At 60.9% G+C, this 26,982-nt stretch carries 26 protein-coding genes and 3 tRNA genes; 21 read left to right on the forward strand and 8 right to left on the reverse strand.

All coding sequences use genetic code 11. From position 1 onward, the window contains the following. Window positions 1-202 precede the first annotated feature (202 nt). On the forward strand, window positions 203-1,300 hold the full coding sequence (locus AC1DDS_RS18805) for an acyltransferase family protein (RefSeq protein ID WP_477480268.1): 1,098 nt from the start codon (window positions 203-205) through the stop codon (window positions 1,298-1,300). Window positions 1,301-1,433: 133 nt separating this feature from the next. Here AC1DDS_RS18805 and AC1DDS_RS18810 read toward each other — a convergent pair. The 4 genes from AC1DDS_RS18810 to AC1DDS_RS18825 form a co-directional block, all read right to left on the reverse strand. Beyond that, a tRNA-Ala gene (locus AC1DDS_RS18810) sits at window positions 1,434-1,509 on the reverse strand. Window positions 1,510-1,864: 355 nt separating this feature from the next. After that, complete coding sequence (locus AC1DDS_RS18815; RefSeq protein ID WP_477480269.1) at window positions 1,865-2,266, reverse strand: hypothetical protein; 402 nt, start codon at window positions 2,264-2,266, stop codon at window positions 1,865-1,867. A 608-nt stretch (window positions 2,267-2,874) separates the two neighbouring features. Beyond that, window positions 2,875-3,237 (reverse strand): DUF6538 domain-containing protein, encoded by a 363-nt coding sequence (locus tag AC1DDS_RS18820; RefSeq protein ID WP_477480270.1) that lies wholly within the window; start codon window positions 3,235-3,237, stop codon window positions 2,875-2,877. A gap of 76 nt (window positions 3,238-3,313) precedes the next feature. Beyond that, a tRNA-Thr gene (locus tag AC1DDS_RS18825) sits at window positions 3,314-3,388 on the reverse strand. Between the two features lie 156 nt (window positions 3,389-3,544). Here AC1DDS_RS18825 and AC1DDS_RS18830 point away from each other — a divergent pair. The 10 genes from AC1DDS_RS18830 (at window position 3,545) to AC1DDS_RS18875 (ending at window position 9,914) form a co-directional block, all read left to right on the forward strand. Then, window positions 3,545-3,781, forward strand: coding sequence for a hypothetical protein (locus tag AC1DDS_RS18830; protein ID WP_477480271.1), 237 nt, complete (start codon window positions 3,545-3,547; stop codon window positions 3,779-3,781). 338 nt (window positions 3,782-4,119) lie between these two features. Then, window positions 4,120-5,412, forward strand: coding sequence for a UDP-N-acetylglucosamine 1-carboxyvinyltransferase (gene murA / locus AC1DDS_RS18835; protein WP_477480272.1), 1,293 nt, complete (start codon window positions 4,120-4,122; stop codon window positions 5,410-5,412). Between the two features lie 207 nt (window positions 5,413-5,619). Then, window positions 5,620-6,057 carry a DUF2948 family protein gene (locus AC1DDS_RS18840; protein WP_477480273.1) on the forward strand — a complete coding sequence of 146 codons (438 nt, stop codon included), beginning with the start codon at window positions 5,620-5,622 and terminating at the stop codon, window positions 6,055-6,057. A 103-nt stretch (window positions 6,058-6,160) separates the two neighbouring features. Further along, window positions 6,161-7,459 (forward strand): histidinol dehydrogenase, encoded by a 1,299-nt coding sequence (hisD, locus tag AC1DDS_RS18845; protein ID WP_477480274.1) that lies wholly within the window; start codon window positions 6,161-6,163, stop codon window positions 7,457-7,459. Window positions 7,460-7,476: 17 nt separating this feature from the next. After that, window positions 7,477-7,944 (forward strand): UPF0262 family protein, encoded by a 468-nt coding sequence (locus AC1DDS_RS18850; protein WP_310411173.1) that lies wholly within the window; start codon window positions 7,477-7,479, stop codon window positions 7,942-7,944. Between the two features lie 5 nt (window positions 7,945-7,949). Then, the gene (locus AC1DDS_RS18855) at window positions 7,950-8,423 is read left to right on the forward strand and encodes an arsenate-mycothiol transferase ArsC (RefSeq protein ID WP_310411176.1); all 474 of its coding nucleotides are present in this window, start codon (window positions 7,950-7,952) and stop codon (window positions 8,421-8,423) included. A 139-nt stretch (window positions 8,424-8,562) separates the two neighbouring features. Beyond that, complete coding sequence (gene infA / locus AC1DDS_RS18860; RefSeq protein WP_004435948.1) at window positions 8,563-8,781, forward strand: translation initiation factor IF-1; 219 nt, start codon at window positions 8,563-8,565, stop codon at window positions 8,779-8,781. A 52-nt stretch (window positions 8,782-8,833) separates the two neighbouring features. Further along, window positions 8,834-9,454, forward strand: coding sequence for a Maf-like protein (locus tag AC1DDS_RS18865; protein ID WP_477480275.1), 621 nt, complete (start codon window positions 8,834-8,836; stop codon window positions 9,452-9,454). 10 nt (window positions 9,455-9,464) lie between these two features. Next, entirely contained in the window at window positions 9,465-9,665 is a 201-nt protein-coding gene (gene yacG / locus AC1DDS_RS18870; protein WP_477480276.1) for a DNA gyrase inhibitor YacG, read from the forward strand. A 173-nt stretch (window positions 9,666-9,838) separates the two neighbouring features. After that, window positions 9,839-9,914, forward strand: a tRNA-Phe gene (locus AC1DDS_RS18875). A gap of 69 nt (window positions 9,915-9,983) precedes the next feature. Here the strand turns inward: AC1DDS_RS18875 and AC1DDS_RS18880 are convergent. Together AC1DDS_RS18880 and AC1DDS_RS18885 are read right to left on the reverse strand one after the other, a co-directional pair. Beyond that, entirely contained in the window at window positions 9,984-11,072 is a 1,089-nt protein-coding gene (locus AC1DDS_RS18880; RefSeq protein ID WP_477480277.1) for a tyrosine-type recombinase/integrase, read from the reverse strand. Further along, window positions 11,072-11,308 (reverse strand): hypothetical protein, encoded by a 237-nt coding sequence (locus AC1DDS_RS18885; protein WP_477480278.1) that lies wholly within the window; start codon window positions 11,306-11,308, stop codon window positions 11,072-11,074. The genes AC1DDS_RS18880 and AC1DDS_RS18885 overlap by 1 nt, the downstream gene beginning before the upstream one ends. Window positions 11,309-11,927: 619 nt before the next feature. On the opposite strand from AC1DDS_RS18885, the gene AC1DDS_RS18890 reads away from it, so the two are divergent. Beyond that, window positions 11,928-12,356, forward strand: coding sequence for a DUF2569 domain-containing protein (locus tag AC1DDS_RS18890; RefSeq protein ID WP_477480279.1), 429 nt, complete (start codon window positions 11,928-11,930; stop codon window positions 12,354-12,356). A 787-nt stretch (window positions 12,357-13,143) separates the two neighbouring features. Here AC1DDS_RS18890 and traA read toward each other — a convergent pair. Continuing rightward, window positions 13,144-16,407 (reverse strand): Ti-type conjugative transfer relaxase TraA, encoded by a 3,264-nt coding sequence (gene traA / locus AC1DDS_RS18895; protein WP_477480280.1) that lies wholly within the window; start codon window positions 16,405-16,407, stop codon window positions 13,144-13,146. A gap of 225 nt (window positions 16,408-16,632) precedes the next feature. Here traA and AC1DDS_RS18900 point away from each other — a divergent pair, with 225 nt between their 5' ends. The 9 genes from AC1DDS_RS18900 (at window position 16,633) to arsH (ending at window position 24,090) form a co-directional block, all read left to right on the forward strand. Further along, window positions 16,633-16,926 carry a mobilization protein gene (locus AC1DDS_RS18900; protein WP_477480281.1) on the forward strand — a complete coding sequence of 98 codons (294 nt, stop codon included), beginning with the start codon at window positions 16,633-16,635 and terminating at the stop codon, window positions 16,924-16,926. Continuing rightward, complete coding sequence (locus AC1DDS_RS18905; protein WP_477480282.1) at window positions 16,923-18,500, forward strand: type IV secretory system conjugative DNA transfer family protein; 1,578 nt, start codon at window positions 16,923-16,925, stop codon at window positions 18,498-18,500. Before AC1DDS_RS18900 ends, AC1DDS_RS18905 begins: the two co-directional genes overlap by 4 nt. Before the next feature lie 635 nt (window positions 18,501-19,135). Continuing rightward, window positions 19,136-20,071, forward strand: coding sequence for a HEPN domain-containing protein (locus AC1DDS_RS18910; protein ID WP_477480283.1), 936 nt, complete (start codon window positions 19,136-19,138; stop codon window positions 20,069-20,071). Between the two features lie 499 nt (window positions 20,072-20,570). Next, window positions 20,571-20,924, forward strand: coding sequence for an ArsR/SmtB family transcription factor (locus tag AC1DDS_RS18915; protein WP_477480284.1), 354 nt, complete (start codon window positions 20,571-20,573; stop codon window positions 20,922-20,924). After that, window positions 20,921-21,361 carry an arsenic resistance N-acetyltransferase ArsN2 gene (gene arsN2 / locus AC1DDS_RS18920; protein WP_477480285.1) on the forward strand — a complete coding sequence of 147 codons (441 nt, stop codon included), beginning with the start codon at window positions 20,921-20,923 and terminating at the stop codon, window positions 21,359-21,361. The genes AC1DDS_RS18915 and arsN2 overlap by 4 nt, the downstream gene beginning before the upstream one ends. 15 nt (window positions 21,362-21,376) lie before the next feature. After that, a complete protein-coding gene (locus AC1DDS_RS18925) occupies window positions 21,377-21,904 on the forward strand; it encodes an arsenate reductase ArsC (protein ID WP_477480286.1) in 528 nt (175 codons plus the stop codon). After that, a complete protein-coding gene (arsB, locus tag AC1DDS_RS18930; RefSeq protein ID WP_477480287.1) occupies window positions 21,904-22,962 on the forward strand; it encodes an ACR3 family arsenite efflux transporter in 1,059 nt (352 codons plus the stop codon). The genes AC1DDS_RS18925 and arsB overlap by 1 nt, the downstream gene beginning before the upstream one ends. Before the next feature lie 2 nt (window positions 22,963-22,964). Further along, the gene (gene arsC, locus AC1DDS_RS18935; protein ID WP_477480288.1) at window positions 22,965-23,387 is read left to right on the forward strand and encodes an arsenate reductase (glutaredoxin); all 423 of its coding nucleotides are present in this window, start codon (window positions 22,965-22,967) and stop codon (window positions 23,385-23,387) included. After that, window positions 23,362-24,090, forward strand: a complete 729-nt coding sequence (gene arsH / locus AC1DDS_RS18940) for an arsenical resistance protein ArsH (protein ID WP_477480406.1) — start codon at window positions 23,362-23,364, stop codon at window positions 24,088-24,090. The genes arsC and arsH overlap by 26 nt, the downstream gene beginning before the upstream one ends. 263 nt (window positions 24,091-24,353) lie before the next feature. On the opposite strand, the gene AC1DDS_RS18945 is transcribed toward arsH, so the two are convergent. Beyond that, window positions 24,354-26,978, reverse strand: a complete 2,625-nt coding sequence (locus AC1DDS_RS18945; RefSeq protein ID WP_477480289.1) for an arsenate reductase (azurin) large subunit — start codon at window positions 26,976-26,978, stop codon at window positions 24,354-24,356. Window positions 26,979-26,982 lie beyond the last annotated feature (4 nt).

Genomic DNA, 26,982 nt, shown 5'->3' on the forward strand with positions numbered 1-26,982 from the left:
CCGGAAGTCCAATGTCTCGGAGACGCAGTAGCTGGGCGAATGCCTTGGAATAAAGCCGGAGAAATGCATCGACATAGGTATTTTGAACGCTTTGCGAGAACGAAGACGTTGGCGTCCGTCTTTTGTCGTAATTGACCATTGCAGCATGTACGACTGACACTCCCTGAGCGACTAGCGCACCCTCACGCTGACGGGAAAATTCATGCAAACCGCCCAAATTGTCAGGCCCTTGGGCTATCAGCCTGCGCTGGACGGCCTACGCGGATTAGCGGTCCTGCAGGTTTTGCTGTTTCATGGGCGAGTTGACGGCTTCCGGACAGGCATCGTGGGGGTGGGCGTCTTTTTTGTACTCAGCGGTTTCTTGATCACCACTTTGATCATGACGGAGATCGGGAATACGGGGCGCTTCTCGCTGCGGAACTTTTACATCCGGCGTGTGCGACGCCTGCTGCCAGCTTATGTGCTTGCGCTGGCCTTTTGCTCGATCGCACTTTTTTTTGTCCCGGGCTGGGGCACGCTACGCGGTGCGCTTGCCAGTGTGTTCTATTTTACGAACTGGATGCTGGTCCTGAACCCGGACAAGGGCCTTGGCATGCTGCATCATACCTGGACGCTGTCGATCGAAGAGCAATTCTACCTCTTCTGGCCAGCGCTACTGCTGTGGATTGCCAGCCGGCGGCCCGGTCTGGCCCCGCAACTTGCCGGCAGAGCGGCCGGTGCCCTCATCTTGATCTTGGTCTTTGGCATCGTAGTCACCCTTCGCCGCGAGCCGTCGCCGCAAGGCGAGAATTTGCTCGCAAGCCTCGGAGGGTTCGAAATGCTGATATGCGGCGCCTTGCTCGCCCTCATCCGCCTCAAGGGCACGCTGCAAATGCCTTCCGCCCCTCAACCCATGGCCGACATAGCAGCTCTTGTCGCCCTCATTGCGCTGGCGATCGTCTCCGCCGCCGATCCAAAGTCTCTCTCTCTCCAGGCTGCGTGGCTCACCATTATCGTGTCCACATCACTTCTGATCATTATTTCCATTCATTCCACCGGCTTGGTTCGATGGTGCTTGACGCGACCGGCCTTGGTCGGTGTTGGCATGATTTCCTACGGGCTCTACCTCTGGCATTTTCCCATTTTCTACTTGGTGGATGTGCATTTGGGCCTTGATCACTGGTGGAGCGTCGTGCTGGCGTCGCTTCTGTCGTTTTGCGTCTCGATCGCATCCTACGTCTTTGTAGAGACCTCGTTTCGGCGCGGCAGCCATGGCAGACTGTCGGCTCCCCAAGCGGGCAGCCTGCAGCGCTCGCCATGAGGCAGAGAAGAAAGAATGTGCGTGTTTTGCGCGCATCACCCGGGCGTTTCGGGCCGTCTTCCGCGCAGTCTTAAGTCAAACCGCGCAGTTCCCCGCATCGCGCCTTTGCGCCAACCATCGCGCTACGCCGTCTTGGTGGAGCCGAGCGGGATCGAACCGCCGACCTCCGCAGTGCGATTGCGGCGCTCTCCCAGCTGAGCTACGGCCCCACGACTTCTGCAGTAGAGCACCAGAACACGCCCGTGACAATGCGGCGGAAAGTCTAATGGCAACTGGAACTCGAAACGCAGAAGCGCGTTGATCATGTCGATCAAGCGTTGTCCGCAGCCGAGGTACCACGGATGTCACTGCAGGATGAACGTCATGGAAAAACCGGGGCAACCGGTGCCCCGGCGATCCTTCAGGATGTCGCGCAGCAGAGCGTCTCTAACCAGTTGAGTTCTGTCGAGGAGAATTGAGGAGAATGGTGCTGCCGCAAGATCACGCTCAAGGTCTACTCTGGCGGGCCATCGGAAGATCAGAAGCGCAGGTACGCGGAGGCCGTGAAGCTGCCGCTGCTGGCGCTCATGGCCGGGGGCGGTCCCAAGCAACCTGTGCTGAGGTATCGATCTCGTCATTACCGTAGCGCCAAACAGCCAACCATTCGATGTAGTTAATGCCGGCGCCAATCACGAATGCCACCACTGCGGCCCACAGTGGAGTATCTGCGATGGAGTACTTCTCATACAATCTGGCTATGAACACCAAGTTCGCTACGATCAGGTAGCCACTAAACAACCAAGCAAATGTCTTTGCCGTTTTCCTTGGCAATACCTTCTTCTTAAAGGCGTATCCAAAAATTACATAGCACGACAACAACGCCATGCTGTTCCCAACAATTTTCTCGAACGTTACGGGTTCGTCGTTCGTCAAGCTCCCGCCGTAGAATGTCATCACGATGGTCAAAACAAAGAAAAATTTCCACATTCTATCACTCAGGCGGGTGCAGCCACGTAATCTGTTAGTCCTGATTGGACTTTAGCTGTTCGGCTCGACGGTCAAAGAACCCTGACTTGAACCCGATATGAACTAGGCCAGCTCCCACAACGAGGGCGATGTAGGGGTTTGTGAAAAGAGTAACCAGCATCACAATGGCAACAGCAGTCCCAACAACCAAACCGAACCTCAGGGAGTACGGCTTTCCTTTGCCGCCCCAACCGCAGGCAATCGACGTTGAAAGCCATAGGAGGAAGATGAAAACGTATGGCCCCCACTCGGATTGCCACAGCGGACGGAACAGCACACCGGCGACAGCTAACATCGCTCCGATCAAGATTACGGCAACCCTCTCCAAATCAACCTCCGCCAAGAGACAGCGCACCTTCATGCAAAAGCTACTGCAACCACTATTCGAGGTGGTTAGCGCGGAACAACTCGGTCCGGAAATGTTTCCGTCGTGGTTAGCGATCAGGTAATGACGGGCGCTCTTTGGGCGCGCCTTGTCGTCGCGCCCTATGCGATACTGGGGGCGATAAAACGCATAATCACTCCCCTCACGGGAACGCATAAACTATTCCACCTCTTATGCGCCCTGCTCAATCCTCTTGGCCAGCCGTGAAAGCGTCGAGCGTGAGCAGCGGGTCGCCACTGTTCCAGCTCTGGGCACTGGCCAGCATCTGGACGATGGCAGCGTTCCGCTCGGTGTCCTCAGGACGCCCCTTGTAGACGCCAATCCGGGATTGGCGCGGGAACTGCACGAAGGGCGGGCGGCGTGCTCCTTCTCCTTCCAACGTCCTCGCATCAAGGCATAGCTCTCGTGCAATCTTCGGGTCTTTGGTGCCGAGCGAGAACGAGTAACGGGTCTTGCCAACCTTCTGCACAAGATCGGCGGGGACGCGCTGGATGAAGTAGTAGACGCCGTCTTTGGACTTTGCGGGATTGGCCAGAGGAAGCACCATGTACATGCCCTTTGTACAACGGGGGCATCTCAATAGCCTGAAAAACCGTAACTTTCTGAAATCATGGCCAAAAGAATGGTGCTGCTAGAGAGATTTGAACTCTCGGCCTCTCCCTTACCAAGGGAGTGCTCTACCCCTGAGCTATAGCAGCATCCGGCGAAGCAGTGTGGCTGCGTTCGCGTCAAGCGAGGCGCCTATTGCCACAGTCTTACCCCCTATGCAAGGCGCAAACGCATAATCGGGACAACAAATTCTGGAAAACGCAGCCGTGCTTTTGCAAGGAGTGGATTCGCGCTATCGGTAGTCCATGCAAAGCGAAGACAACACAAAAGGCGGCAGGACCGGCGGCGGGCGCAAGGCAAAGCCCCAGGCGCCGGAAAGCGAAGCGGTGCGGGCACGCGCCGAGGAGCGCAAGGCGCGGCTGGCAAAGACATTGCGCGACAATCTCTCGCGCCGCAAGCAGCAGGCCCGCGCCCGGCGCGAAGGCGCCGCTGACGAGACCGAAGGCCTGCCTGCCGCAAAAACGGACGAATCAGAGGACTAAGCATTATCTGCCGAAAGCGGGAACCAGTTTGGGGACAAAGCGAAGGAACAGGACCTAAAGCGTGGCAAGCGAAGCTGAAAGCTCGCGACGCGCTTAAGGCTGAACAGCGCCGATCCTGGCCCCAGGGGACGTTATCGATTTTCGAGCTGGTTTGCTGCGTGCGGCATCGGGATCCGGCCGCGGCAACGCCTCCCTGGAGACAGGACCGGTCGAGCATCAATGCTTCCACGCCCGCGCGAATGCGGTGGACTTCATTTTTTTGCGACGATGCTCTAAAGAGGCGCCTTCCTCCAAGAGCCGCTAGTTTGAGAAAGGCGGGCGCGGGCCCGTAGGGACACATGGATCGTATCAGGATTGTAGGCGGCAACGAGCTCAAGGGCGTGATCCCGATTTCGGGCGCCAAGAACGCGGCCCTCCCGCTGATGATCGCCTCGCTCCTGACGGACGATACGCTGACGCTGGAAAACGTCCCGCACCTGGCCGACGTCGAGCAGCTGATCCGCATTCTCGGCAATCACGGCGCCGACATTTCCGTCAATGGCCGCCGCGAGCGCCAGAGCGAAGGCTATTCGCGCACCATCCACTTCACCTCCCGCCAGATCGTCGACACGACCGCCCCCTACGAGCTGGTCTCGCGGATGCGGGCGAGCTTCTGGGTTATCGGTCCGCTTCTGGCGCGGGAAGGCCACGCACGCGTTTCCCTGCCCGGCGGCTGTGCGATCGGCACGCGCCCGGTCGACCTCTTCATCGAAGCGCTGGCCGCGCTCGGCGCCAGGATCGAGATCGACGGCGGCTATGTCGACGCCACCGCGCCGGACGGCGGGCTGATCGGCGCGCATTACACCTTCCCCAAGGTTTCCGTCGGCGCGACGCACGTGATGCTGATGGCGGCAACCCTTGCCCGCGGCACGACCGTGATCGGCAACGCCGCGCGCGAACCCGAAGTGCAAGATCTTGCCAAGTGCCTGAATGCAATGGGTGCGAAGATCACCGGCGCCGGCACCAGCACGATCACCGTCGAAGGGGTCACAGCCCTCTCCGGTGCACGCCATCGCGTGCTGCCCGACCGCATCGAAACCGGCACCTATGCCATGGCCGTCGCCATGACCGGCGGCGACGTTTTGCTGGAAGGCACCGAGGCAGGACTGCTTTCGACGGCACTGGAAGCAATCCGCCGCACCGGCGCCGAAATCACCTCGACCGAAAGCGGCATCCGCGTCGTGCGCAACGGCGGCGGCATCAAGCCGGTCGACATCGTCACCGATCCCTATCCGGGCTTCCCGACCGACCTGCAGGCCCAGTTCATGGGGCTGATGACGAAATCGACCGGCGTCTCGCACATTACCGAGACGATCTTCGAGAACCGCTTCATGCACGTGCAGGAACTGGCCCGCCTCGGCGCGAAGATATCGCTTTCCGGACAGACCGCGAAAATCGAGGGCGTCGAGCGGCTGCGCGGCGCTCCCGTCATGGCGACGGACCTGCGCGCCTCGGTCTCGCTGGTAATCGCCGGCCTTGCCGCCGAGGGCGAGACGATGGTTTCGCGCGTCTACCATCTCGACCGCGGCTTCGAGCGACTGGAGGAAAAGCTCCGCCGGTGCGGCGCCTCCGTCGAGCGCGTCAGCGACTGATCATCACGTTTCGACGCCGACCCGAGCGTCATTCAGCGGGTCGGCGGTTGCGCTTGCCTGCCGCCCGTCCTATTTCCTGAACAGGAAAATAGGACGGGCCCTCGCCTTTCCCTGAACAAGCCGCCACCATCGCGGCCGGCTTCGGGAGCGAGGCGGAAGCCGCCCCAAAGCAGCGGTTATGCAACGCGGCCGCCTGGAAGGAACGCTATGGACAGTTTGAAGTTGCTGGCACTGGATGCGGAGGATCTCGCCGTCGTTTCGGCACACCTGCAGGACGCCGTATTCAAGACGGGCGACATCAGCTGGGATGCCGGCCACGGCGTTTTCTCCCTCGCCGTCAACCGCTTCGTCTGGGAAAAGGCCGGCGAGCGGCGCAAGGGTTTTCAGCGCCGGCGCGCGCTGGTCGCGTTCAAGCGGGTGCGGGCGGTCCGATCGATCGGCATCGACCGCAACGATCGCGATGCGGTGCTGTCCCTGCTGGCGATCCGCTTTGCGCCGTCGGCAGACGGTCCCGAAGGCACGGTTGAATTCCTGATGTCCGGCGACGCCTCCATCGTACTCGAGGTGGAATGCATAGAAAGTCAGCTTGCGGATACCGGCGGGGCGTGGGAAACCAGCTTGAAACCGCGCCATCCGGCGGGCTAGAGCAAAAAAGGCTCGCGACGTTGCTGACGACGATGCGACCCGCCCGCAAAGGCCGCGGGGCACGCTCAACGGGCTGAGCCCGCAAGGACAGGGAAATTGGAAAGTGGCGATCAGGCTTGATTATGGCGACGGTGACTTTGAAGCGCGGTTTGCCGCCTTTTTGACCACCAAGCGCGAAGTTTCGGAAGACGTGAACGCCACTGTCCGCACCATCATCGAGGATGTGCGCGACAACGGCGACAAGGCGCTCGCCGCCTATTCGCTGCGCTTCGATGGCCTCGATTTCAACGTCACCCCGATGCGCGTCAGCGCCGATGAGATCGAAAAGGCCTACCGCCAGACGCCGGCCGAGCTCGTGGCGGCACTCGAACTGGCCGCCGCCCGCATCGAGAAGCACCACGCCCGGCAACTGCCGAAGGACGATATCTACGAGGACGAGATCGGCGTCGGCCTCGGCTCGCGCTGGACGGCGATCGATGCGGTGGGCCTGTACGTTCCGGGCGGCACGGCGAGCTATCCGAGCTCGGTGCTGATGAACGCGGTTCCGGCCAAAGTGGCCGGCGTGCCGCGCATCGTCATGGTCGTCCCGGCGAAGGAGGGCGCGATCAATCCGGTGGTGCTGGCGGCCGCCCGCATTGCCGGCATCGACGAGATCTATCGCATCGGCGGGGCGCAGGCCGTGGCGGCGCTCGCCTACGGCACCGAGACGATCGAACCGGTCGCCAAGATCACCGGCCCCGGCAACGCCTTCGTCGCCGCCGCCAAGCGCCAGGTGTTCGGCACGGTCGGCATCGACATGATTGCCGGCCCCTCGGAGGTCCTGGTGATTGCCGATGGCGAGAACGATCCCGACTGGCTGGCCGCAGACCTTCTGGCCCAGGCCGAACACGATCGCGGCGCCCAGTCGATTCTGGTTACCGATAGCGCGGATCTCGCCGACGCGGTCGAGGCCGCGGTGGCGCGCCAGTTGAAAACGCTCCCGCGCGCCGAGACCGCCGAGGCGAGCTGGCGCGACTTCGGTGCCATCATCCTTGTGCCCGATCTGGAAAAGGCCATACCTTTGGCAAACCGGATCGCTGCCGAACACCTGGAGATCGCCACGGAGGACGCCGAGGCCTTTGTGCCGAAAATCCGCAATGCGGGCGCAATCTTCGTCGGCCGCCATACCCCCGAAGTCATCGGCGACTATGTCGGCGGCTCGAACCACGTATTGCCGACCGCACGCTCGGCTCGCTTCTCCTCCGGGCTTACGGTGCTCGACTACATGAAGCGCACCTCGATCCTCCGGCTCGGCCCGGACCAGCTCCGCACGCTCGGCCCCGCCGCCATCACGCTGGCCGAGGCAGAAGGGCTTGGCGCGCATGCACGGTCCGTCGCCATCCGCCTCAATCCGGGAGGTTGACGCCGGGGATGACGAAAATGCCCGTATTCCGCCTGTGCGATGTGGTGCTGGACGAGACGATCGGCCGTGCCACACCGGACGTCGAGCATGAACGGGCGGTGGCGATCTTCGATCTGATCGAGGAGAATGCTTTCGAGCCCGTCGGCCATTCGGGCGGGCCGTACCGGCTGCAATTGTCGCTGATGGATTCGAAGCTTATCTTTGCCATCACCACCGAGGACGGCGGGAGGGTCGCGACGCACATCCTCTCCCTCACCCCCTTCCGGCGGATCGTCAAGGACTACTTCCTGATCTGCGAGAGTTACTATCAGGCGATCCGTTCAGCCACCCCGAGCCAGATCGAGGCGATCGACATGGGCCGTCGCGGCATCCACAACGACGGATCGCAGACGCTGATGGATCGCCTTTCCGGCAAGATAAAACTGGATTTCGACACGGCGCGGCGGCTGTTTACGCTCGTCTGCGTGCTCTATTGGCGCGGGTAGGCAAGATGATCGGCGGCACCGCGCAGGGACAGGACGTGACGCGCAGCCCCAGGTCGCTCCTTTTCATGTGCCGCATGAACGCCGTGCGCTCGCCAATGGCCGAGGCGATTGCCCGCAGCGTCCTGCCGTTGGGCACCTACGTGGCATCGGCCGGCATCCGGCCGGGCGAGCGCGATCCGTTCGTCGATGCCGTCCTCGACGAGATCGGGCTTTCGATCGAGCGCCACGCGCCCCGCGCGCTCGAAGAACTTGAGGACGACTATTTCGATCTGATCGTCACACTGGCACCGGAAGCCCATCACGCCGCGCTGGAACTGACCCGGTCCAATGCGGTAGAGGTGGTTTACTGGCCGACCCCCGATCCCACCGTGGTGACGGGTACGCGCGACCAGATCCTGACGGCCTATCGGGACGTTCGGAATCACCTGGCATCATTGATTGGACGTCATCTGGGCAACGGCATGGCCACACCTTCATAGGCAAAGATGGCCTGTTGCGCCCGCAATTGCAGAAAGCCGAATCATTGGTGTTCACAAAGGACCACCGATTGTGTAGTTTCCGGCAAAATTCCGAGGGGCTGCATCGTGCGGCCCATCAACGAAGGATCATCACCACAGTATGGCCAAAGAAGAAGTCCTAGAATTTCCCGGCGTCGTGACGGAACTGCTGCCGAACGCCACTTTCCGCGTCAAGCTCGAGAACGAGCACGAGATCATCGCGCACACGGCCGGCCGCATGCGCAAGAACCGCATCCGCGTGCTTGCCGGCGACAAGGTCCTTGTCGAAATGACCCCCTACGACCTCACCAAGGGCCGCATCACCTACCGTTTCAAATAAGCACATCGCTCCCGGCGCCACCGGCGTGGGGGTCAGGCTCCTTCGAGGTTTCATGGCATTGGACGAAAAGCTCATCCTGGCATCCGGTTCGCCGCGCCGCGTCGAGCTTCTGGCGCAGGTCGGCATCGAACCTGCGCGTCTGATGCCGATGGACCTCGACGAGACGCCGAAGAAATCCGAGCATCCGCGTTCCCTGGCACGGCGCCTGAGCACCGGCAAGGCCGAAGCGGCACTGGCCGCCATCAAGGGCGATCCGGGTGCGGAGGGCAGCTATATCCTGGCAGCCGATACGGTCGTGGCGGTCGGGCGGCGCATCCTGCCCAAGACCGAGATGGTCGACGAGGCGTCGAGCGCGCTGCATCTGCTTTCCGGCCGCAGCCACCGCGTCTTCACCGGCATCTGCCTGGTCACGCCGGACAGGAAAGTCCGCCAGCGCATCGTCGATACGAAGGTTCGCTTCAAGCGCCTCTCGGGGCTCGATATCGAGAACTATCTCGCCTCCGGCCAGTGGCGTGGCAAGGCGGGCGGGTACGCCATCCAGGGGATCGCCGGCAGCTTCGTCGTCAAGCTGGTCGGCTCCTATACCAACGTTGTCGGCTTGCCGCTGCAGGAGACGCTGTCGCTTCTTTCGGGCGAGGGCTACGACATCCACAGGCGCTGGTTCGAGGCCTGAGAGAATGCCGGTGAACAAGGAAAAGCCGACCACCAAGGTCGCGCCATTGCGCAAGAGCCGCCCCTGCCCCGAATGCGGCCGGGCGTCGACGCGGGAACACTATCCGTTCTGCTCGGACCGGTGCCGCAGCATCGACCTGAACCGCTGGCTGTCGGGCTCCTATGCCATTCCCGCCAGCGAAGACGAGAGAAAGCCTGACGAGGACGCGTAAGCGCTGGATAACCGGGCGGAAAACTCAATTATTTCCACAGCTTGCTTTCGCCCGTTTTTTCCAATGAAAATCAGCCAGGGGGGCTGGACACCGTCGAGCAAGATGCTATAACCCCGCTCGCTTCCGGGGCGAAACCAACCGCCCCACGGCTTCCGAAGGAAGTCAGCAAGGATGCCCGGATAGCTCAGTTGGTAGAGCAGCGGATTGAAAATCCGCGTGTCGGTGGTTCAAATCCGCCTCCGGGCACCACTCTAAGCCTTATTGCGCCTAGCGTTTTCAATACTATTGTAAATCCCTGCTTCTCCGAGTTTGACACTTTCAAACTGCGGGTTTGACATCTTTCGTTTTCCGTTTGTTCAGTTCGGCCTCAAAATCGGTGACAGCCGAAGTCGCTCGTGCCGTCATGTTGGCTCGTCTCGAATAGTGTTTCGCCATCGCTTCGGTGGCATGACCGAGCACTAGCGCGATCGTTCCGTTATCCTTGCCCATCTCCGCCAGAATGGTCGCGACGGTGTGCCGGAGACCCTTCAACGTGAGGCCGGGCTGGATTACACCTTCAGTTTCAAGCTTGCTTTTCAGCTTGCTCCAGTTCGTGCTGAATCCGTTGTAGGTCCAGGGACGACCCCTACTGTTGGCGCAGAGGGTAAGGGCGTCATGTTTTGGTGCCCGCGACACGGCCGCAGCGACAGGTTCGAACAGCGGCAGATAGATAGGACGGCCGGTCTTGTTGCGTCGGGTGTCCAGTCCGGCCTGTGTAATGGCCGACCGGGGCAGTGCCAGCGCGTCCTGCGGATCCAGCGCATAGAACATCATGAGTGCTATCGGCAGCTCCATATGCGCCGGCAGCGCTGCCAGCACGGTATCGCGCTCGGCGTCCGTCCATGGCCGGTTGGCATCGGGTAAGGCTTTGGGCCGCCGAGCGGGTTTCACCTTCGCGGCGGGATTGTCTCGCGTATACCCGTACTCTATGCCCCAATCGAGAATGACCGAGAGCACGGAGCGCACATAGTTGGCAAAGCGGAATTTTCTCTTCTCCAGAGCCTTGTCCCGGATCTTTGCGATTAGCGGGGGCGTGAAGCGGTCCAGGGGCGTGTCTTCGATCGCCTGCAGGTAGTCGAAGCATTTCTGGTAGTCGGAACGCGTACGCGGCGCGAGCTCGCTGCGGAACCTAGCACTTCCACGGTACTTCGTGATCAGCATTCCTAGCGTACCGGGCTTCATTTCCTTTTCGTTCACAAGTCCGTTGATACGGTGGATCTCCAAGTCGAAAGCGATCGTGAACGGCTCAAACTTCCGGCAATCGATTTTCTCACGAGTCTTGCGGTGATAGCAGCGCCAATCTCCGTCATGGTCCCTGAAAATCTGCCAGCCCTTGTACTTGTTCTGGCGTCTGATTCTCTGCGTCATCAACCTAGCCGCTCCAGGATATCCGTGTCCGTGTCTGCATTGCCGGCCTTGATCTGATCAACCCACCGGTCGAGGTCGCGGATGTCATAGCGCTCCTCGCTTTCGGGCAGAGCGATGGGTCTGACGGAGCAGATACGTGGAAATCGCCTCAGTGGCAGGCCGACATAGTCCGCTGCCTGCTTCATCGACATCATCCGCGGCTGAACGATGCGAATATTCAACATTGCATTCGCCATTTTCTGCTCCCGCTGCTGAACGCAAAATTTCGTTTCGTAGGCGCAAATCGCAGCTCAATTCTTGCTGTTCATAGGCTGAAAGTAGCCGCCACGACGGCGGCTCTCTCTAAATTTGACGCTGCTAACGACAAACGACTATTGGCCGCAATTCTCCGAAGGTTCTCATGTGGTTCATTGAAGTGCGATTCCTTGCGTTCGCACAGTGTTGAATCCAACAGCGAACGAAGTGTGAACGGCTCGCCTAGGCACGGCGTGCGAAGCTGAGAAAGGTTGAGAACGCAGCGCTTCACACCATTGTCATAGCTGAAAAGTACACGGCGCCATCGGGGATTAAGGGGTCCTGAGCGAAATCGGTGAGCGCTCAGAAGTAGGCCCACCTGCGGCACCATAGTTTCTAGAATTTTCCCGTAAACCAGCGCGTTGACGCTGGATTGCGATATTCCAATCCACCTATTTGTCCACCTTCGGGGGCTCGCTAGACGCCTTGAAGGCTTCGCGAATTCCGCGTCTCCCACCCCCTAAATTCGCCCCATCTCGCTGCCACGCCATCGTTGCAAGGAATGAGAGAATCAGCACTGATGTACTCGCATTTTAACTTTTCAGATGAAAGCCTTCCCCCGTGGCGGACAACACAGCGATTGACCAGGTTGAGGGCATCGGCGGTTGGCTGTTCTTACCCACTCTGCAAACGGCCGTGGCCCCCGTCATGTTGGCATCGGCTGTTGTAAAGAATTTGCAGTCCGACCTCCCTGCCCGCTTCAACCCAATATTGATGGTCGATACAGTATCATCGGCAACGATGACGGTTGGCTGGGCCTGGGCGCTGTACCTTCTTTGGCAAAAAAAGAAGGAATACCCGGCATGGTTCAACATGCTGACCTTTTTGGCGGCCGTTCAAACGGTGCTATTCACGGTGTGGCTTTCAGGTCTGGGTGTGTCCGCCGACCTGGGCGCGATGAAAGGCATTGTTTCGCGCGTGACGAGTGCGGCTATTTGGATACCCTACATGTTGGTGTCAAAGCGCGTTCGCAACACATTTGTCCATTGAGGGGGTCGGCTACCGGCTCGCGCCGGCCGGCCTACGTTTGCGCCAGACCTCTGAAACCAGCTGGTCTCCGATCGATCGGCGGCCACGGATGACAACGCGGAGCTTTCGCCCATATTTGCCTTCGTCACGGTCCTCCCAGGCGGCGAGTTGGTAGGGGCCGACATTCAGAAGCTCCAGCAGGCAGCGCGGGCGCCCAGTTCCGCCTCACATGCACATTGCGGCTCTCTGGCGTGGCGATATCGGCTATTGCGGATCTTCACTCCGTGCTGCCAGAAGGTATAACAGTCATTGACGCAGTTGATGCATACCGCTGGAGCAGAGTTCAGAGCGCTGCCGATCAATTACCCGTCCAAACTGGACAGCAGCACGCACTGCTCAAAGGTCTCTGCCCAGATACGGACGCGACCGTTTACACCGTGCCCGATCTCACCGCTCGCGCTCGACACCCGCCAGTCGAAAGGTGTACAGGTTCGTTCCTTCCAGCTCGCCATTGAGCGCCTTCGCGTGCGGCCGGGGTTGGCGCCGATCTTGATCCATAAGCCTGGGCCGCTCTTCGACGAATCTCCCCAGCGCCAAGCCGCGCTCGCGGAAGTCTACCGCCGCGGACTTGAGGAGGTCGGCGTGCTCCTGAGAGGCGTCAGGACGCGGCCCGGATGAGTGGGACGTCGTCAATTTGTGGCGTAGACTTCCATTGCCACCTCGATCTCTAGCGTGCCTTGCTTGGCTGAGGTCTGGCGCGAATCGCGCCCGTGCCCGCTTTGGAGGCCGAGGCCGCAGCCCAGTTCACTCAAATGCCGAGCCCGAGCCCCTTCTTCAATCCTCGTGTCAGCTCGTACTTTAGGCTAAGCTCCGCTCCCTGGGCTCGATCGACAAGACGAGCGACGTCTTTGACCCGCTCGATCATTGCCCCGTCCATCAAGCCCAGCCGATCGAGCAGTTCCTTGCTGAAGTCACGCGGATCAGAACTGCCGAAGCGCTGCTCAAGGGCATGGGCGATGGCCTTGGTCTCCTGAAGCACCTGCTGCCCTTCTGGTGTGCCGGAGAGCGCCGCGAGGAACTTTGGCTTCTCGGCCTGCGGCAGTACGTCGAACTGCTTGAGGATATCTTCGCTGCGCTTTGTGAGATCGGAAACTTCGACCACGTCTCTGTTGTCGCGCTGCCAGGTTTCAGATTGGCGTTCCGCTTCAAGCCGGCGCGCCCAGGTTTTGGCCGCCGATCCCACGTGATGACCGAGTGCTTTGGCGAAGTGACGCGCCGCTTTGCGGTCCTTGCTGTCGCCGAACAGCCCTGCCTTGCCGCGCAACTCCCCAAACCGTTCCGGATGTTCGGCAACTGAGCTCGCCAGCGTCTGCCCATCTGCTCCCGTCTCAACGATCGCCGATCCAATCTCGGTCGCAGCACGTTCCGGGTCGACATAGACATGCCGGCCCACCGACCGCACCGCTTCCATCGCATGATCGAAGTCCGGCCTTGCCTTTTCGCGAGCAACGTCCTCGATGCTGCGTGCATATGTCGTGATCGCCGGGATGAGCGGTTCGATTTTTTCCCGCTCTCCCTCACCCGCCTCAGGTCCGGCGCGCGTTTCGAGGACAGCACTCGACCTGGCCGCGTCGGGCGAGGCAGCGATGGCAATCTCACTTCGGATGCCGAACTCTTCAGCAAGTCCCCGGCGCGCGGCAAAGGTGCTGGTGTAGTCGAGCGTCGTTTCCTTTGCTCCCGATCGCCCCATGCTGGCGCTCAGCGCCGTGATGTCTTTCAGCTCGTTCCGGCCAGTATAAAGATGCACATCCTCGCGGTGGCGAGTCATGGCGACATAGGCAAGATGCCGGTCCATGGTGGTGGATGCCATGACAAAGGCGCGATCAACGGTCGCCCCTTGAGACTTATGGATGGTCGTCGCGTAGCCATGGTCAAAGGATTGGTAACTGTTGACCGGTATGGAGATCGAGCGGGTGCGCTTGCCTGCGCCCGCACCGCCGTCAAGGCGTATCTGTAGTGCGTCCGGCTCGACGGCCTCAACGGTGCCAAGCATGCCGTTCTTCACGCCGAAATCCCGGTTGTTTTGGAGAAGCACGATGCGGTCACCGCGGGCAAAGGACCGCTCGCCATCGTTGGTGCGGTAAATGCGTTCACGCCCAAGTGCCGCATCCTCCTCGTCTCCGCGCGCCAATCGGCGACGCTCCTGAAGACCCAACCGGATATCGGCGTTGATCGCACGGACATCTGCGCGGCGATGGGCAAACGCGATGCGTGAGCCGGAAGGGCGACCGTCGCTGTCCGAGAGATAGTCGCGCACCAAAGACGCGCGGGCGTCGTCGCGATTGTCCAGGAACTGCACCGCGCCACGCTCGGCATAAATCGCCAGCCCCTCCCCCGTGCGATGGGTCGCAAAGGCGATCGATGCCTCCCTCTGCCAGGCTTCCTTCTGACGGCGAATTTCGGAGAGTTCGACGGCACCGACCCGTTCCGCAATCGCACGGAACGGCGACCCGGCGCCGATCGCCTGCAGCTGCTCGTGATCACCGACGAGAACGAGTTTGGCACCCCTTGCTTCGACCTCTTTGACAAAGCGCGCAAGCTGGCGGCTTCCGATCATGCCAGCCTCATCGATGACGAGGATATCGCCCTTTCCGAGCAGCCCCTTCTCGTTCTGCCAGCCATATTCCCAGGAGGCCAAAGTGCGCGCCGCAATCCCGGACGATTCCTCCAATCCTTCGGCCGCCTTGCCGGCAAGAGCCGCACCTTGCACGCGATATCCTGCAGCAACCCAGGCCGCGCGCGCCGCCGCCAGCATGGTGGACTTGCCGGCGCCGGCAAAGCCAATGACGGCCGCGATCTGCTCAGGTCCGGTGATGTGGCGTACGGCCGCGCGCTGCTCGTCGCTCAGGCCTGGGACCACAGATTTATCCTCGCGATCGACCGGTGACTGCCCAGCGCGATTGAATCTCCCAGGACGCGAAGAGAAAGCGCTTGCGCGAAGGGCCTGGTCCTTGATGTCCAGCGCCCGGTCGACGTGTGAACGATGGACAGCGTGGCTTGGGGATCGGCTCATCCGGTCTGCACATGAGGCCATCGCGTGTTCGAGTTCGACCATCTCGCGCGTCGAGTAGCGCGCCAACTCCGTTGCGGTTTCAGGCTTCAATTCGACGAGCGCCGGCGACGTCATGACCGCGGCAAAGGCGTTTTGGAAGCGGTCTGGATCATCGATGTAGCGATGCAGAGCGCGTGCCACGTCATGGCGATCAAACACGCTCTTTTCACCGGTAATGATCGAGAGCACCTGCTCGGGTTTTCTGCGGATCAGTTCGGCGTTGTACCGCGCCGCCTGTTCGTCAATCCGCCCGCGCGACACGCTAAAGCCCCGCCGGTGCATCTGCGAGGCGTGCACACCCATATGCTCCGTCGGCTCGATCTCAAGGCCGCGCTCCTGATGCGAGCGATGATCAATGCGGACGTCCAGTCCGAGCCTTGCCAGATGACGGTTGGCTTGATGCTCCCAGAGTTGGCGGATATCGCGAAGCTGCATGTGCGAGGTTGGCTGGTCGTGGTTCAGCAGCCATTTGTTCTCGCGCTCGATCAGCGTCTTCGCGCCAAGCCCCTGTTCCGTCAGCACCCGCGTCGTCATCACCACATGCGCGTGGACGTTACGGATGTCGCTTTCGACCTGTGGCTGGTGGATGGAGAAGTCGACGGCCGCGCCATAACGGTTCGCAAGCTCTCGCGCAAAGTCACGTGTCAGCGCCAGGCGATCGCTTGCACTGATCTCATGCGGAAGGGCGATCTCGAACTCGCGCGCCACGCGGGCATCCTTGCGTGTCTCCGCCCGCTCAACTGCGTTCCAGAGCGTCGAACGATCGAGCGCCCACGCCGCATTCACCCCATCGGGGAGAACGATCTCCGAATGCTCAACGCCTTGTTTCTTTGTGAAGTCGTGCACGATGCCATCGCGCTCGTTGAGGAGCTTGGTCGCCGTTCGATAGGCAATCGCCGCGACGGCGCTTCGGCCACCACTTCGAGCGATCGGCTTCAAGCTGCAATGGTAGATGGCCAAGCGACACTCTCCCGAGCCGTACAACCATATCAGGCACTGAGTTGCGTTGCAACTCGTAAGTGCGCCCTTATAACTTTACTCGCTTCGCTCCCTCCGTTCGGGATCAGGCAAGAAGCACCGCACCAATATCAATTCAGAGTTGTGTAAACTCACGCGCCGAACTACCTTTCAGCGATAACGCGAATTGCAGAATCTCTCTACCGCCGCACGCATGAGGAGGGTCTCGTGGCACGCAAATCCATCACACAGCGCCTCGCCGAACTGGAGGAGCGCAAGAAAGCGCTGAAGGCTCGGCTTGGAAAACAGGAACGTGCTCAAGACACCCGTCGCAAGATCCTGCTCGGCGCGCTGGTGCTGCACCGGCTGGAACAGTCTGACGATCCGGACTTCCCTTATCGCCTGCGGGAGTGGCTGCGCAGGGAACTACCAGGCTCCCTCGTGCGCGACGGCGACAAAGCCCTGCTCGACGACGTGCTCAACCCGGTCGATACCGCAGTGAACGGCGAACCAGCAAAATGAGCCTCACAGCAATCCTCAAGTCGGTGGTCAAGGCACCCTTCTTCGCGATTGTCTGTGTCGTATTCGGTTTCCTGGTTTCCGCGTTGGTGCTCCTGGCCAATTTTCTCATCCATCTGATCGGCGGTCTTGAGCACGGGCAGATCAGTCAGCTCGTCCAGGCGCTCGCCAAGTATCTGCCGCTCGTGTTCGGTGTCGGAGGCTTCCTCTCGGCGTTCATGACGGATGCTCCCCTCTCCCCCGTGTTTGGCACCGCCCGCTGGGCAGACAACAAAGAACTGCAGAAGCTCTCCGCCACAGATGCCGGTCTGATGATCGGTCGCGATCCGGCAACCAGCCAACTGCTGCGCTATGACGGACCAGCCCATCTGCTGACCATGGCACCGACCAGAACCGGCAAGGGTGTCGGCACGATCATACCCAACCTGCTCACCGTTGATCGCTCGGTGATCTGCGTCGATCCGAAGGGTGAAAACGCCATCATCGCAGGCCCTGCCCGCGAGCAGATCGGACCGGTTCACATCCTCGATCCCTTCGGCGTCACCGGCAGACGATCCTCCGCATTCAATCCTCTCGATTTGCTCGATGCGGATGGTCTCGATGCCGCGGAGGACTCTGGAGTGCTGGCTGACGCGCTCGTCGTCGACGAACCGGGCATGTCCGGCGAGGCGCATTGGAACGAAGAGGCGAAAGCACTTATTGCCGGCCTCATCCTCAAAATCATTGCCGCGGAATCCCCAGGACGCCGGAACCTTACAACACTGCGCGAATATCTCACCTTGGCGCCGGAGCGCTTCCTCGCCCTGATGGCGCGCATGCAGGTGATGGACGCGGCGAATGGTCTGATTGCCCGCGCCGCCAATCGCCACCTCGGCAAATCGGACCGCGAAGCCGCCGGTGTGCTTTCGGCCGCGCAACGCCATACCCATTTCCTCGATAGCCCACGCATGACCGCGGTGCTCGGCCGCTCGGAGTTTCGCTTCGGTGATCTGAAGCAGCACAACGCCACGGTGTTCCTTGTCCTGCCGCCCGACCGGCTGTCGGCCTATTCGCGATGGCTGCGACTTTTGATCACCCAGAGCCTCACCGAGATGGCGCGAGAGGCCGCAAAGCCAGCCAGTCCTGTGCTCTATCTCCTCGACGAGTTCGCATCCCTCGGGCATCTGGCTCCGGTCGAACGCGCTATGGGTTTGATGGCTGGCTATGGCGTGCAGCTCTGGCCAATCCTGCAGGACATCCATCAGCTGCGTGCCACCTATGGCCGGCGTGCCGGCACCTTCCTGTCGAACGCGGCTGTGCTTCAGGTCTTCGGCATCAATGACATCGAGACGGCGGAGCTCATCGCCCGCACGATCGGCAAGACGGATGTCAGTTATACCACCCGCTCCTGGAGCAAGGGCGATACGTCAAGGGCCGAGCACATCTCGGCGCGCGACCTCATCAATGCCGATGAGATCCTGCGTCTGTCGAGCTCCCAAATGATCCTGCTGCGACACGGACAAGCGCCGGCCGTCGTCTCCAAGATCCGGTACTTCGAAGACAAGGAGTTCGTCGGCTTGTTCTCGCGATCGTCCTGACCTGCTTCGAATGTCGCTTGCTGTCACACGGGGCGACATAGCTCGGTTATCCACAAGCCATCGCGTCTCGGGAAAGCGCGACCAACGCTCAAAATGAAGAGCACCGGAGAAATCAGCATAGCGCCGCAAAGGCGGGATTTCGGGCGTTCTCGACACGTCACGGGCGGTTAAAAGGCCAGCCGCTGGAGCCTCAGCATAGCGCCCGCAGGGGAGGCGGATCCGACTGGCCCCGCATGGGACGTTCCACATACCCCCAGAATTCCCAGTGTATTGGTCGACCGTGCTTAAGGATGTGTGCCTTCCCTGATCATCCGCTCGACCAAGGTGCCATTGAAGACCTCGCCGGTGTTCGGCAATGTGCGGTTCTACGTCTCTGTTAGCGATATAACGGATGGGTTCGGGGATTAGACGGCTTCTCGAATTCCCACCGCCCCTTCCACGGGGCTGGACGCATAATGAAAACGAGAAAACCCATCGCCATCCGCTCCATTGGGCACATGAAGCACGGCGCCAACGGATAGGTACTAAGCGGAATCTCTCTAGCAGACCAAGTTGGACTGCATAACCCTACAATTGTGGACATCACTCTTCTCGCGTAAAAGCTTCAGGTGCGCAATCACGCCGGAAACGCTACGATGGATGCGATTCACACCGAAGGCTTCGACGTTGCTTTGACCCTGACCGATCATATTGAGCATCTACCGGACAGGAAGCGCCGCGAACTCGCCCGCATTGTCGAAATCCTGTTTGCCGAGGTTGAGCAGTTCCAGGCCACCAAGCTGTCCGGCAAGAGAAGCGGCGGCAAGATCCTGAAGGTGATCCTCTACGGCTCCTACGCCCGTGGCGATTGGGTTGAGGACCGCTTGAGCGGCTATCGTTCGGACTATGACCTTCTGATCGTGGTCAACACCAAGTCCTTTGCCGACGAGAGCGATCTCTGGGAAGGCATCGAGGAACGACTGCTGAAGGAGCAGATCGCCCACCGCATCGAGACACCGGTGGTCCCGATCGTGCACACCTTACAGGACGTCAACGACCAGCTTTCGCGTGGCCGTCCCTTCTTTGCCGACATCGCCAGGGATGGCATCTGTCTCTACGAGGAGCCCGGACACCCCCTCGCCCAGCCAAAGCCGCTGACAGCAGAGGACGAACTGCGGGAGGCACGGAAGCATTTCGATCGCTGGTTTTTGCCCGCAAGTCACAGGCTTGAGATTGCGGCTACTGCATTCGAACGAGGTTTGGGACTGGAAGCCGCGTTTGATCTCCACCAGGCGACCGAACGGTTCTATCATTGTGCGCTGCTGACATTGACGCTCCACAGTCCCAAGTCTCACAGGATCAAGGTTCTTCGCTCCCAGGCCGAAGGGATCGACAATCGGCTCATTGCCGCCTGGCCACGCGACAGCCGGTTTTCACGTCGCTGTTTTGAGCTGCTGTCACGAGCCTATGTGGAAGCGCGTTACTCGTCGAAGTATGCGATCAGCGACGAAGAGCTCATCTGGCTCGTTGGAAGGGTGAAAATTTTGCAGAGCCTAGTGGAGACGATCTGCCGGGAACGGCTTTCCTTGTAATTGTTGCGGGAATAGTCGCGTCGCCTACCAATTCTTATTCTTCGTTGCTCACCGGCACCGGCAGTACCCGTCGATCCATTATGCGATCTTCGTGGCCCAAAAAGTGAACATCACAGCAGCAAGCCGTGCAAGGCTCGTGGGAGCGCGTTTCTGTCCGCCTCTAAGGCGACGTCTGTGAACGGCAGTATTGCGCCCCATTTCGGTCGTGCAGAGCACTCTGTTGAACTCTTGAGAGCCGACCGTCTGCTTGGGAGTGTCTGCATCCAGAAGCGTCGTTGCGTGCACGGGCGAAGGCGATCTCGGGTTGGGTTTCTCACCACGAGATTTCTCACGCTGCGAAAGCCGCCCGTCCGCTTCGCTGACGTAGCCACATCCGGAACGCGGCAAAAGAGGACATGCTGTGTCTGATCCGATCCAAAATCGGGAAGACTGCATCTGAAGTTGACTGTCGGTTCAGTAGTGTCTTGCGTTGCCTATTTATATCCATTAGTCTGGATCTATGGATAATAATGCAGCAATCGCCGCGCTTGCCGCGCTCGCTCAGACCACCAGGCTCGAGACGTATCGGCTTCTCGTCCGCCACGAGCCCGGTGGCGTGCCCGCTGGTGAACTCGCCCGCCTTCTCGATGTCCCGCAGAACACCATGTCGGCGCACTTGGCGACACTGTCGCGCGCGGGCCTCGTGACAAGCGAACGGCAGAGCCGCTCGATTATCTACCGGGCAGACCTGCAGGGACTGCGCGACCTGACGCTCTTCCTGTTGAAGGACTGCTGCGGTGGGTCGACCGAACTCTGTTCGCCGCTGATCGCCGAACTCACGCCTTGTTGTGCACCCGAGGTGAAGCCGTCATGAGTCGCATCCGATTGGAGCCAGTCCCGGGAAGCGATGGCGGACTGAAGCTGGCGCTGTCAAGTTGCGGTATGCCGACCGAGGACCTCGAAGACCCTGGGCGCTCGTTCTTCAGGGCGGTTTCCTCCGATGGCGGCACGGTTGGCTATGCTGGCATCGAGGCGTGCGGCGACGCGGCCCTGCTCAGGTCGATGGTCATCTTGCCCGAACATCGCGGCAAGGCACTTGGAAGATCGCTGGCCAACGAAACGCTGAAAACCATCGACGGAAGCTTGGAGGTCTTTCTGGCGACGACAACCGCCGCTCCGTTTTTCGAGAAGCTCGGCTTCGTCGTAGTCGAGCGAGGCAATGTGCCGTCTGCCGTTCTGGCAACCCGTCAGCTTTCGGGCATCTGCCCGGCATCGGCCACGATCATGAAACTCAACAGACCTCCGATCTAACCACGGACAACGACCATGACCGACAAGACCTACAACGTGCTTTTCTTGTGCACGGGCAACTCCGCACGTTCCATTCTCGCCGAATCCATCCTCAACAAGGAAGGCGGCGGGCGGTTCAAGGCGTACTCGGCGGGCAGCCAACCGAAGGGCGAAGTCAACCCGCATGCGCTGAAGGAGCTGGACGCCCTCGGCTATCCCACGACCGGCTTCTCCTCCAAGAGCTGGGACGTCTTTGCCGAACCGGGCGCGCCTGAAATGGATTTCATTTTCACCGTTTGCGACAGCGCGCACGGCGAAGCCTGTCCCGTATGGATCGGGCATCCGATGACCGCTCACTGGGGTGTCGAGGACCCGGCTACCGTCGTCGGCTCCGAGGTCGAAATTCAGCGCGCCTTCGCGGCGGCCGCCCGTTTCCTCAAGAACCGCATCATGGCTTTCGTCAGTCTTCCCCTGGCTTCGATCGACCGTCTGGCGCTCGAAACGAAGCTCCGCCAAATCGGCGCGATGGAAGGTTCGACGGCAATCCAGGGAAAGTCCGCCTGATGTCTACCTTTGAGCGTTATCTCACCATCTGGGTCTTCCTCTGCATCGTCGTAGGCGTCGCCCTTGGCCACCTTATGCCCGGCGTCTTTCAGGTCATTGGCGCGGCAGAGGTAGCGAAGGTGAACCTGCCCGTCGCCATCTTGATCTGGCTGATGATCATTCCGATGCTCATCAAGATCGACTTCCGCTCGCTGGCGCAGGTGAGCACCTATTGGCGCGGAATCGGCGTCACCCTGTTCATCAACTGGGCGATCAAACCCTTCTCCATGGCTCTGCTCGGGTGGCTGTTCATCGGGTGGCTGTTCCGTCCGTATCTTCCGGCCGACCAGATCGATTCCTACATCGCAGGCCTGATCATCCTTGCGGCAGCGCCCTGTACCGCGATGGTGTTCGTCTGGAGCAATCTCACGCGCGGCGAGCCACTGTTCACGCTCTCCCAGGTCGCCCTCAACGATGCGATCATGGTCGTTGCCTTCGCGCCGATCGTCGGGCTGCTGCTCGGGCTGTCGGCCATCATCGTACCCTGGAACACACTCGTTCTGTCGGTCGTCCTCTACATCGTGGTTCCCGTCGTCATCGCGCAGGTTTTGAGAGGGCGGCTGACCGCCGACGGCACAACAAGGGCGCTGGACGCCATGCTGGCGAAACTGCAGCCGCTTTCGCTCGTCGCGCTGCTGGCGACGCTCGTCCTCCTCTTCGGCTTCCAGGGCGAGCAGATCATCGCGCAGCCGACGATCATCGCGCTGCTGGCCGTTCCGATCCTGATCCAGGTCTACCTCAACTCGGGGCTGGCCTATCTCCTGAACCGGATGTCGGGCGAGCGCCATTGCGTCGCCGGGCCCTCGGCACTTATTGGGGCCAGCAACTTCTTCGAACTCGCGGTGGCAGCCGCCATCAGCCTCTTCGGCTTCCAGTCCGGCGCGGCGCTGGCGACCGTCGTCGGTGTCCTCATCGAGGTTCCCGTGATGCTCACGGTCGTCTGGGCCGTGAACCGCACCAAGGGCTGGTACGAGGCAGCACCCGCGGTTTCCCGGAACACGATTACCGAAAGGACATGACCATGGACGTCACCATCTATCACAACCCGGCCTGCGGCACGTCCCGCAACACGCTTGAGATGATCCGCGCCGCCGGGATCGAGCCGACCGTAATCGAGTATCTCCATTCCCCGCCGTCGCGCGAGGAGCTGGCAAGGATGATCTCTGACGCAGGCCTGACCGTAAGGCAGGCGATCCGCGAGAAAGGCACATCCTATGCGGAACTGGGTCTCGACGACCCGAACCTGACGGATGACCAATTGCTCGACGCGATGCTGAAGGACCCGATCCTCATCAACCGTCCGTTCGTCGTCACCCCCCTCGGTACTAGGCTCGCGCGCCCCTCCGAGGCCGTGCTCGACATTCTGTCAGCCACCTTCAATGGAGCCTTCTTCAAGGAAGACGGCGAGCAGGTTCTCGATCAGGAGGGAAAGCGCATTGTCTGAGACCTTTCCCGCCTTGCAGGAACGGCATCTTCGCCAGCCTGACCTTGACGCGTTGCGCCCGGCATTTTCGACGCACAAGCCGCGCATCCTGATCCTCTACGGCTCGCTCCGGGAGGTGTCTTATAGCCGGCTGCTCGCGCACGAAGCCCGACGTCTTCTCGAACGTTTGGGATGCGAGGTGCGTATGTTCGATCCGAAAGGATTGCCGTTACCCGACGAGGCCCCTGCCAGCCATCCGAAAGTGCGGGAACTGCGCGACTTGTCGCAGTGGTCGGAGGGCCAGGTCTGGGTTAGCCCCGAGCGCCACGGCGCGATGACGGGCATCATGAAGGCCCAGATCGACTGGATTCCCTTGTCGCTCGGGTCGATCCGGCCGACGCAAGGCAAGACGCTGGCGATCATGGAGGTCTCCGGTGGCAGTCAATCCTTCAACGCCCTGAACCAGATGCGCGTGCTCGGCCGCTGGATGCGGATGATTACGATCCCCAACCAGTCGTCCGTCGCCAAGGCGTACCAGGAGTTCGACGCCGACGGCAGGATGAAGCCGTCTTCCTACTACGACCGTGTCGTGGACGTCTGCGAGGAGCTTGTGAAGTTCACGCTGCTGACACGTGATGCGTCCGCCTACCTAACAGACCGCTATAGCGAGCGGAAGGAACAAGCGGCCGAACTCGAAAAGCGGGTGTCCCTGAGGTCGGTTTAGTCACGCCTCGGGCTTCTGGTCGCCAACTGCTGGCTGAACGACCAGGTCCGTCCGCAATGTTCCAGTAGCGGTCCTCTTGAATTCAATGGCCGCTATTATGTCTCCGGTCTGCCAAAGCCCACGCGCCAGCAGCGGGTAGGTTCGCGGGAACCACAGCCACTTAACCCGCTTCTCAAAACGCGGGAAACGCTTGTTTGGAGCGCGCCTGAAGAGGCAACAGGGTTGCGTGGAAGGATAGGAGGGCGGCCGAGCCGCCCCCGAGGTCAAGCTGACTTGTATTCCTGAGACTTGAAGGTGAGATGGGCGACGCTTCGCGGGGCATCCGCGATCTTGCGGATGTCGGCCCATGTCTGCTTGTAATTAGGCAAGATCAGCTCGTTCGTGCCTGCATTGACGACGTTGCCCTGCACGCCCGTCGGATAGCCGAACATCATGAAGGTCTCGCCGGGGCGCGCCGTCGGCGTCGGATAGACCATCGCCTGCGTCGCGCCGGCATCATTGAAGATTTCGACAAGGTCGCCCTCCTTCAAACCAGCATCGGTCATGTCCTGCGGGTTCATCTGGATGAACGGGTAGGGCCAACGGTCCATGACGAAGTCGTTCTCCTGGTCGAGATAGGCCGACTGCCAGACGTGGTTCGTGCGACCATTGTTGATCAGGTACTTGTACTTGTCTTTCTGCTCCTGCTTTCCCGGAGCTTGCAGGCCGCGCCAGGCAGCCTGCATAAAACGAGCTCTGCCGTCAGGGGTGTTGAACTTTCCGTCGGCGTAGAGTCGCTTGGTGCCCAGAATGCGTTCGACACCCACGTCGGGCACCGGAGCGGCCGCGGCATTCGGGGCAGCCTGCTGCACGGGTTCCTTCCCGCGTGCGCCCTCTATGGCTTGGCCCTGCACGATCATACCCGGCTGTGCGCCCGTCGTGGTCTCACCCCGCGAACTGCCCTCGGCGACCGGACCGCCCTCGATGCCCACGGCGGGCTCCTGAAAGCCGTTGTTGCCCATCGCGCGAAGCCGGGGGTATGTGACATACTCGCCGCCTTTCTCGTGCTGGTGGTATCCGTCCATGAAGGCGTCTTCCTCGGTCTTCCAGTCGAAGCCCTTGAACTTGTCGGCGTAGTCCGCGTCGCCCATGTCGCGCAGCACGCGCTCCATGTGGTTCGCGAGCCTCGCCGCGATCAGGCAGTCCGGCATCGCTTGGCCGGGCGGGTCCATGTAGCGCTCGGTGAGGCGCATCCGACGTTCGCCATTCATCGACGTCAGGTTCATTTCGCCCGACGTCGCGGCGGGAAGGATGACGTGGCAGGCCTGGCCGATCTTGGTTGGGATGATGTCCACATTGACCGCGAAAAGACCACCTTGGTTGATCCCATCGACGATCGCGTTGACCATCGCGTCCCGGTCGCCGTAGGGGGCGGCGCTCATCGCGTCCTTCACGATGTCCGTCCGCTTCTTGTAGACTTTCTTGAACTCGAGGGCGTTCAGGGTCGTCTTGTAGTGGTCGCATCCCCAGATGTGATGCACAGCCCCCTGTCCGCCGATCAGCAACTGGTCGACATAGGCGGCAGGCTTGCCGACATGCGCGTCGGACGGGCGCGCATAGCCTTCCTGATGGCCGCCGAGGCGCACGCAGCCACCGCCCGGACGGCCGATGTTTCCGGTCGCCAACGCTATGTTCACAAGCGCCGCGTTGGTGCGGTAGTTGTCGTTGCCCCAGATCAGACCCTTCTCGTAGGGCATCATCGTCCGGCGGCGCTTCCCGTCCGACTTCGGTTCGGCGATCCATTGAGCCGCCTTTTCGATGTCAGCCGCGGGCACCCCGCAGATGTTCGACGCCTCTTCAAGCGTCATCCTGTTGCCTTTGACGGCGCCCTCGAATCCTGTCGTGCTGGCGTCGATGAAGGCCTTGTCGGTCCAGCCCTTTTCGACAACGTGCGTGAAGATCGCGTTGAACAGCGCGAGGTCCGTGCCCGAGTTGATCGCGAGGTGCAGCACGTTGTCCGGGCCGACTTCCGCCTCGCATGCATTTATGCTGACGGTGCGCCGCGGATCGACGAAGACGATCCTCACGGGAGGATGTTCCTCGCCCGGCAACTGCTCGCTCTTCTTGCCGGCCGTGGTGCCGCGCATGTTCGGAACCCAGTGGTTCAGGAAGTAGTTCGTCTGGGTTTCGAGCGGATTGGCACCGACGCAGAAGATCGTGTCGGCAAGCTCCGCATCCTCATAGCAGTTGTTGAGTTCGCCGACGCCCATGTCTCGGGTGGCGTGGACCTCGGAGTTGTAGGCTGGACGATTGTGGATGCGGATGTTCTTGATCTTCATCGCCCCGAAATAGAGCTTGCCCGTACCCCAGGTGTTCTCGTAGCCGCCGCCAGCGCCGCCGTGGTCGTAGGCCGAGACGTAGAGCGCGTCCTCGCCCTTTTCTTTGATGACGGCTGCGGTCACGCGGGCGACGAGATCGAGCGCATCCTCCCAGCTGGTCGGCTGCATCTGGCCATAGCGCCACACGAGCGGATCGGTGAGCCGCTGCTGCTGGGTGTTCCGGGCTTCCGAGTAGCTCATCTCCGCCATGCGCGCGCCGCGGACCGAGCCCAATCCGGAGTTCACGCTGCATTCGCGATCTGGCTTGATGACGATGTGGACGTCCTCGCCGTTCTGCTTGACGATGTTGTACATCGCGGGCGCATACCAGGCGACGGTTTCTGCCTGCTGCTGCTTCGAGAGGTCGACGCCGAAGATGTTCCTGTCCGGCTCCGTGCCGCCCTGCTTGTTCACGGGCCAGGTATAGGCGTGATAGCCGCAACCGACGATGCAGAACTGGCAGGTGACGTTGTGTTGCTTTGCGTCCGCGGGAATGATCGGCAGACGGTCGATGTTGCGTTTGTAGGCCATCGTC

This window comes from Mycoplana sp. 10N416, from assembly GCF_056394765.1.

Excerpts from the sequence above, each read along its gene's own strand:
- AC1DDS_RS18805 (WP_477480268.1), top strand. The coding sequence starts at position 203 with ATGCAAACCGCCCAAATTGTCAGGCCCTTGGGCTATCAGCCTGCGCTG.
- AC1DDS_RS18815 (WP_477480269.1), bottom strand. The coding sequence starts at position 2,266 with ATGTGGAAATTTTTCTTTGTTTTGACCATCGTGATGACATTCTACGGC.
- AC1DDS_RS18820 (WP_477480270.1), bottom strand. The coding sequence starts at position 3,237 with ATGGTGCTTCCTCTGGCCAATCCCGCAAAGTCCAAAGACGGCGTCTAC.
- AC1DDS_RS18830 (WP_477480271.1), top strand. The coding sequence starts at position 3,545 with ATGCAAAGCGAAGACAACACAAAAGGCGGCAGGACCGGCGGCGGGCGC.
- murA (WP_477480272.1), top strand. The coding sequence starts at position 4,120 with ATGGATCGTATCAGGATTGTAGGCGGCAACGAGCTCAAGGGCGTGATC.
- AC1DDS_RS18840 (WP_477480273.1), top strand. The coding sequence starts at position 5,620 with ATGGACAGTTTGAAGTTGCTGGCACTGGATGCGGAGGATCTCGCCGTC.
- AC1DDS_RS18850 (WP_310411173.1), top strand. The coding sequence starts at position 7,477 with ATGCCCGTATTCCGCCTGTGCGATGTGGTGCTGGACGAGACGATCGGC.
- AC1DDS_RS18855 (WP_310411176.1), top strand. The coding sequence starts at position 7,950 with ATGATCGGCGGCACCGCGCAGGGACAGGACGTGACGCGCAGCCCCAGG.
- infA (WP_004435948.1), top strand. The coding sequence starts at position 8,563 with ATGGCCAAAGAAGAAGTCCTAGAATTTCCCGGCGTCGTGACGGAACTG.
- AC1DDS_RS18865 (WP_477480275.1), top strand. The coding sequence starts at position 8,834 with ATGGCATTGGACGAAAAGCTCATCCTGGCATCCGGTTCGCCGCGCCGC.
- AC1DDS_RS18880 (WP_477480277.1), bottom strand. The coding sequence starts at position 11,072 with ATGACGCAGAGAATCAGACGCCAGAACAAGTACAAGGGCTGGCAGATT.
- AC1DDS_RS18885 (WP_477480278.1), bottom strand. The coding sequence starts at position 11,308 with ATGGCGAATGCAATGTTGAATATTCGCATCGTTCAGCCGCGGATGATG.
- AC1DDS_RS18905 (WP_477480282.1), top strand. The coding sequence starts at position 16,923 with ATGAGCCTCACAGCAATCCTCAAGTCGGTGGTCAAGGCACCCTTCTTC.
- AC1DDS_RS18910 (WP_477480283.1), top strand. The coding sequence starts at position 19,136 with ATGGATGCGATTCACACCGAAGGCTTCGACGTTGCTTTGACCCTGACC.
- AC1DDS_RS18915 (WP_477480284.1), top strand. The coding sequence starts at position 20,571 with ATGGATAATAATGCAGCAATCGCCGCGCTTGCCGCGCTCGCTCAGACC.
- arsN2 (WP_477480285.1), top strand. The coding sequence starts at position 20,921 with ATGAGTCGCATCCGATTGGAGCCAGTCCCGGGAAGCGATGGCGGACTG.
- AC1DDS_RS18925 (WP_477480286.1), top strand. The coding sequence starts at position 21,377 with ATGACCGACAAGACCTACAACGTGCTTTTCTTGTGCACGGGCAACTCC.
- arsB (WP_477480287.1), top strand. The coding sequence starts at position 21,904 with ATGTCTACCTTTGAGCGTTATCTCACCATCTGGGTCTTCCTCTGCATC.
- arsC (WP_477480288.1), top strand. The coding sequence starts at position 22,965 with ATGGACGTCACCATCTATCACAACCCGGCCTGCGGCACGTCCCGCAAC.
- AC1DDS_RS18945 (WP_477480289.1), bottom strand. The coding sequence starts at position 26,978 with ATGGCCTACAAACGCAACATCGACCGTCTGCCGATCATTCCCGCGGAC.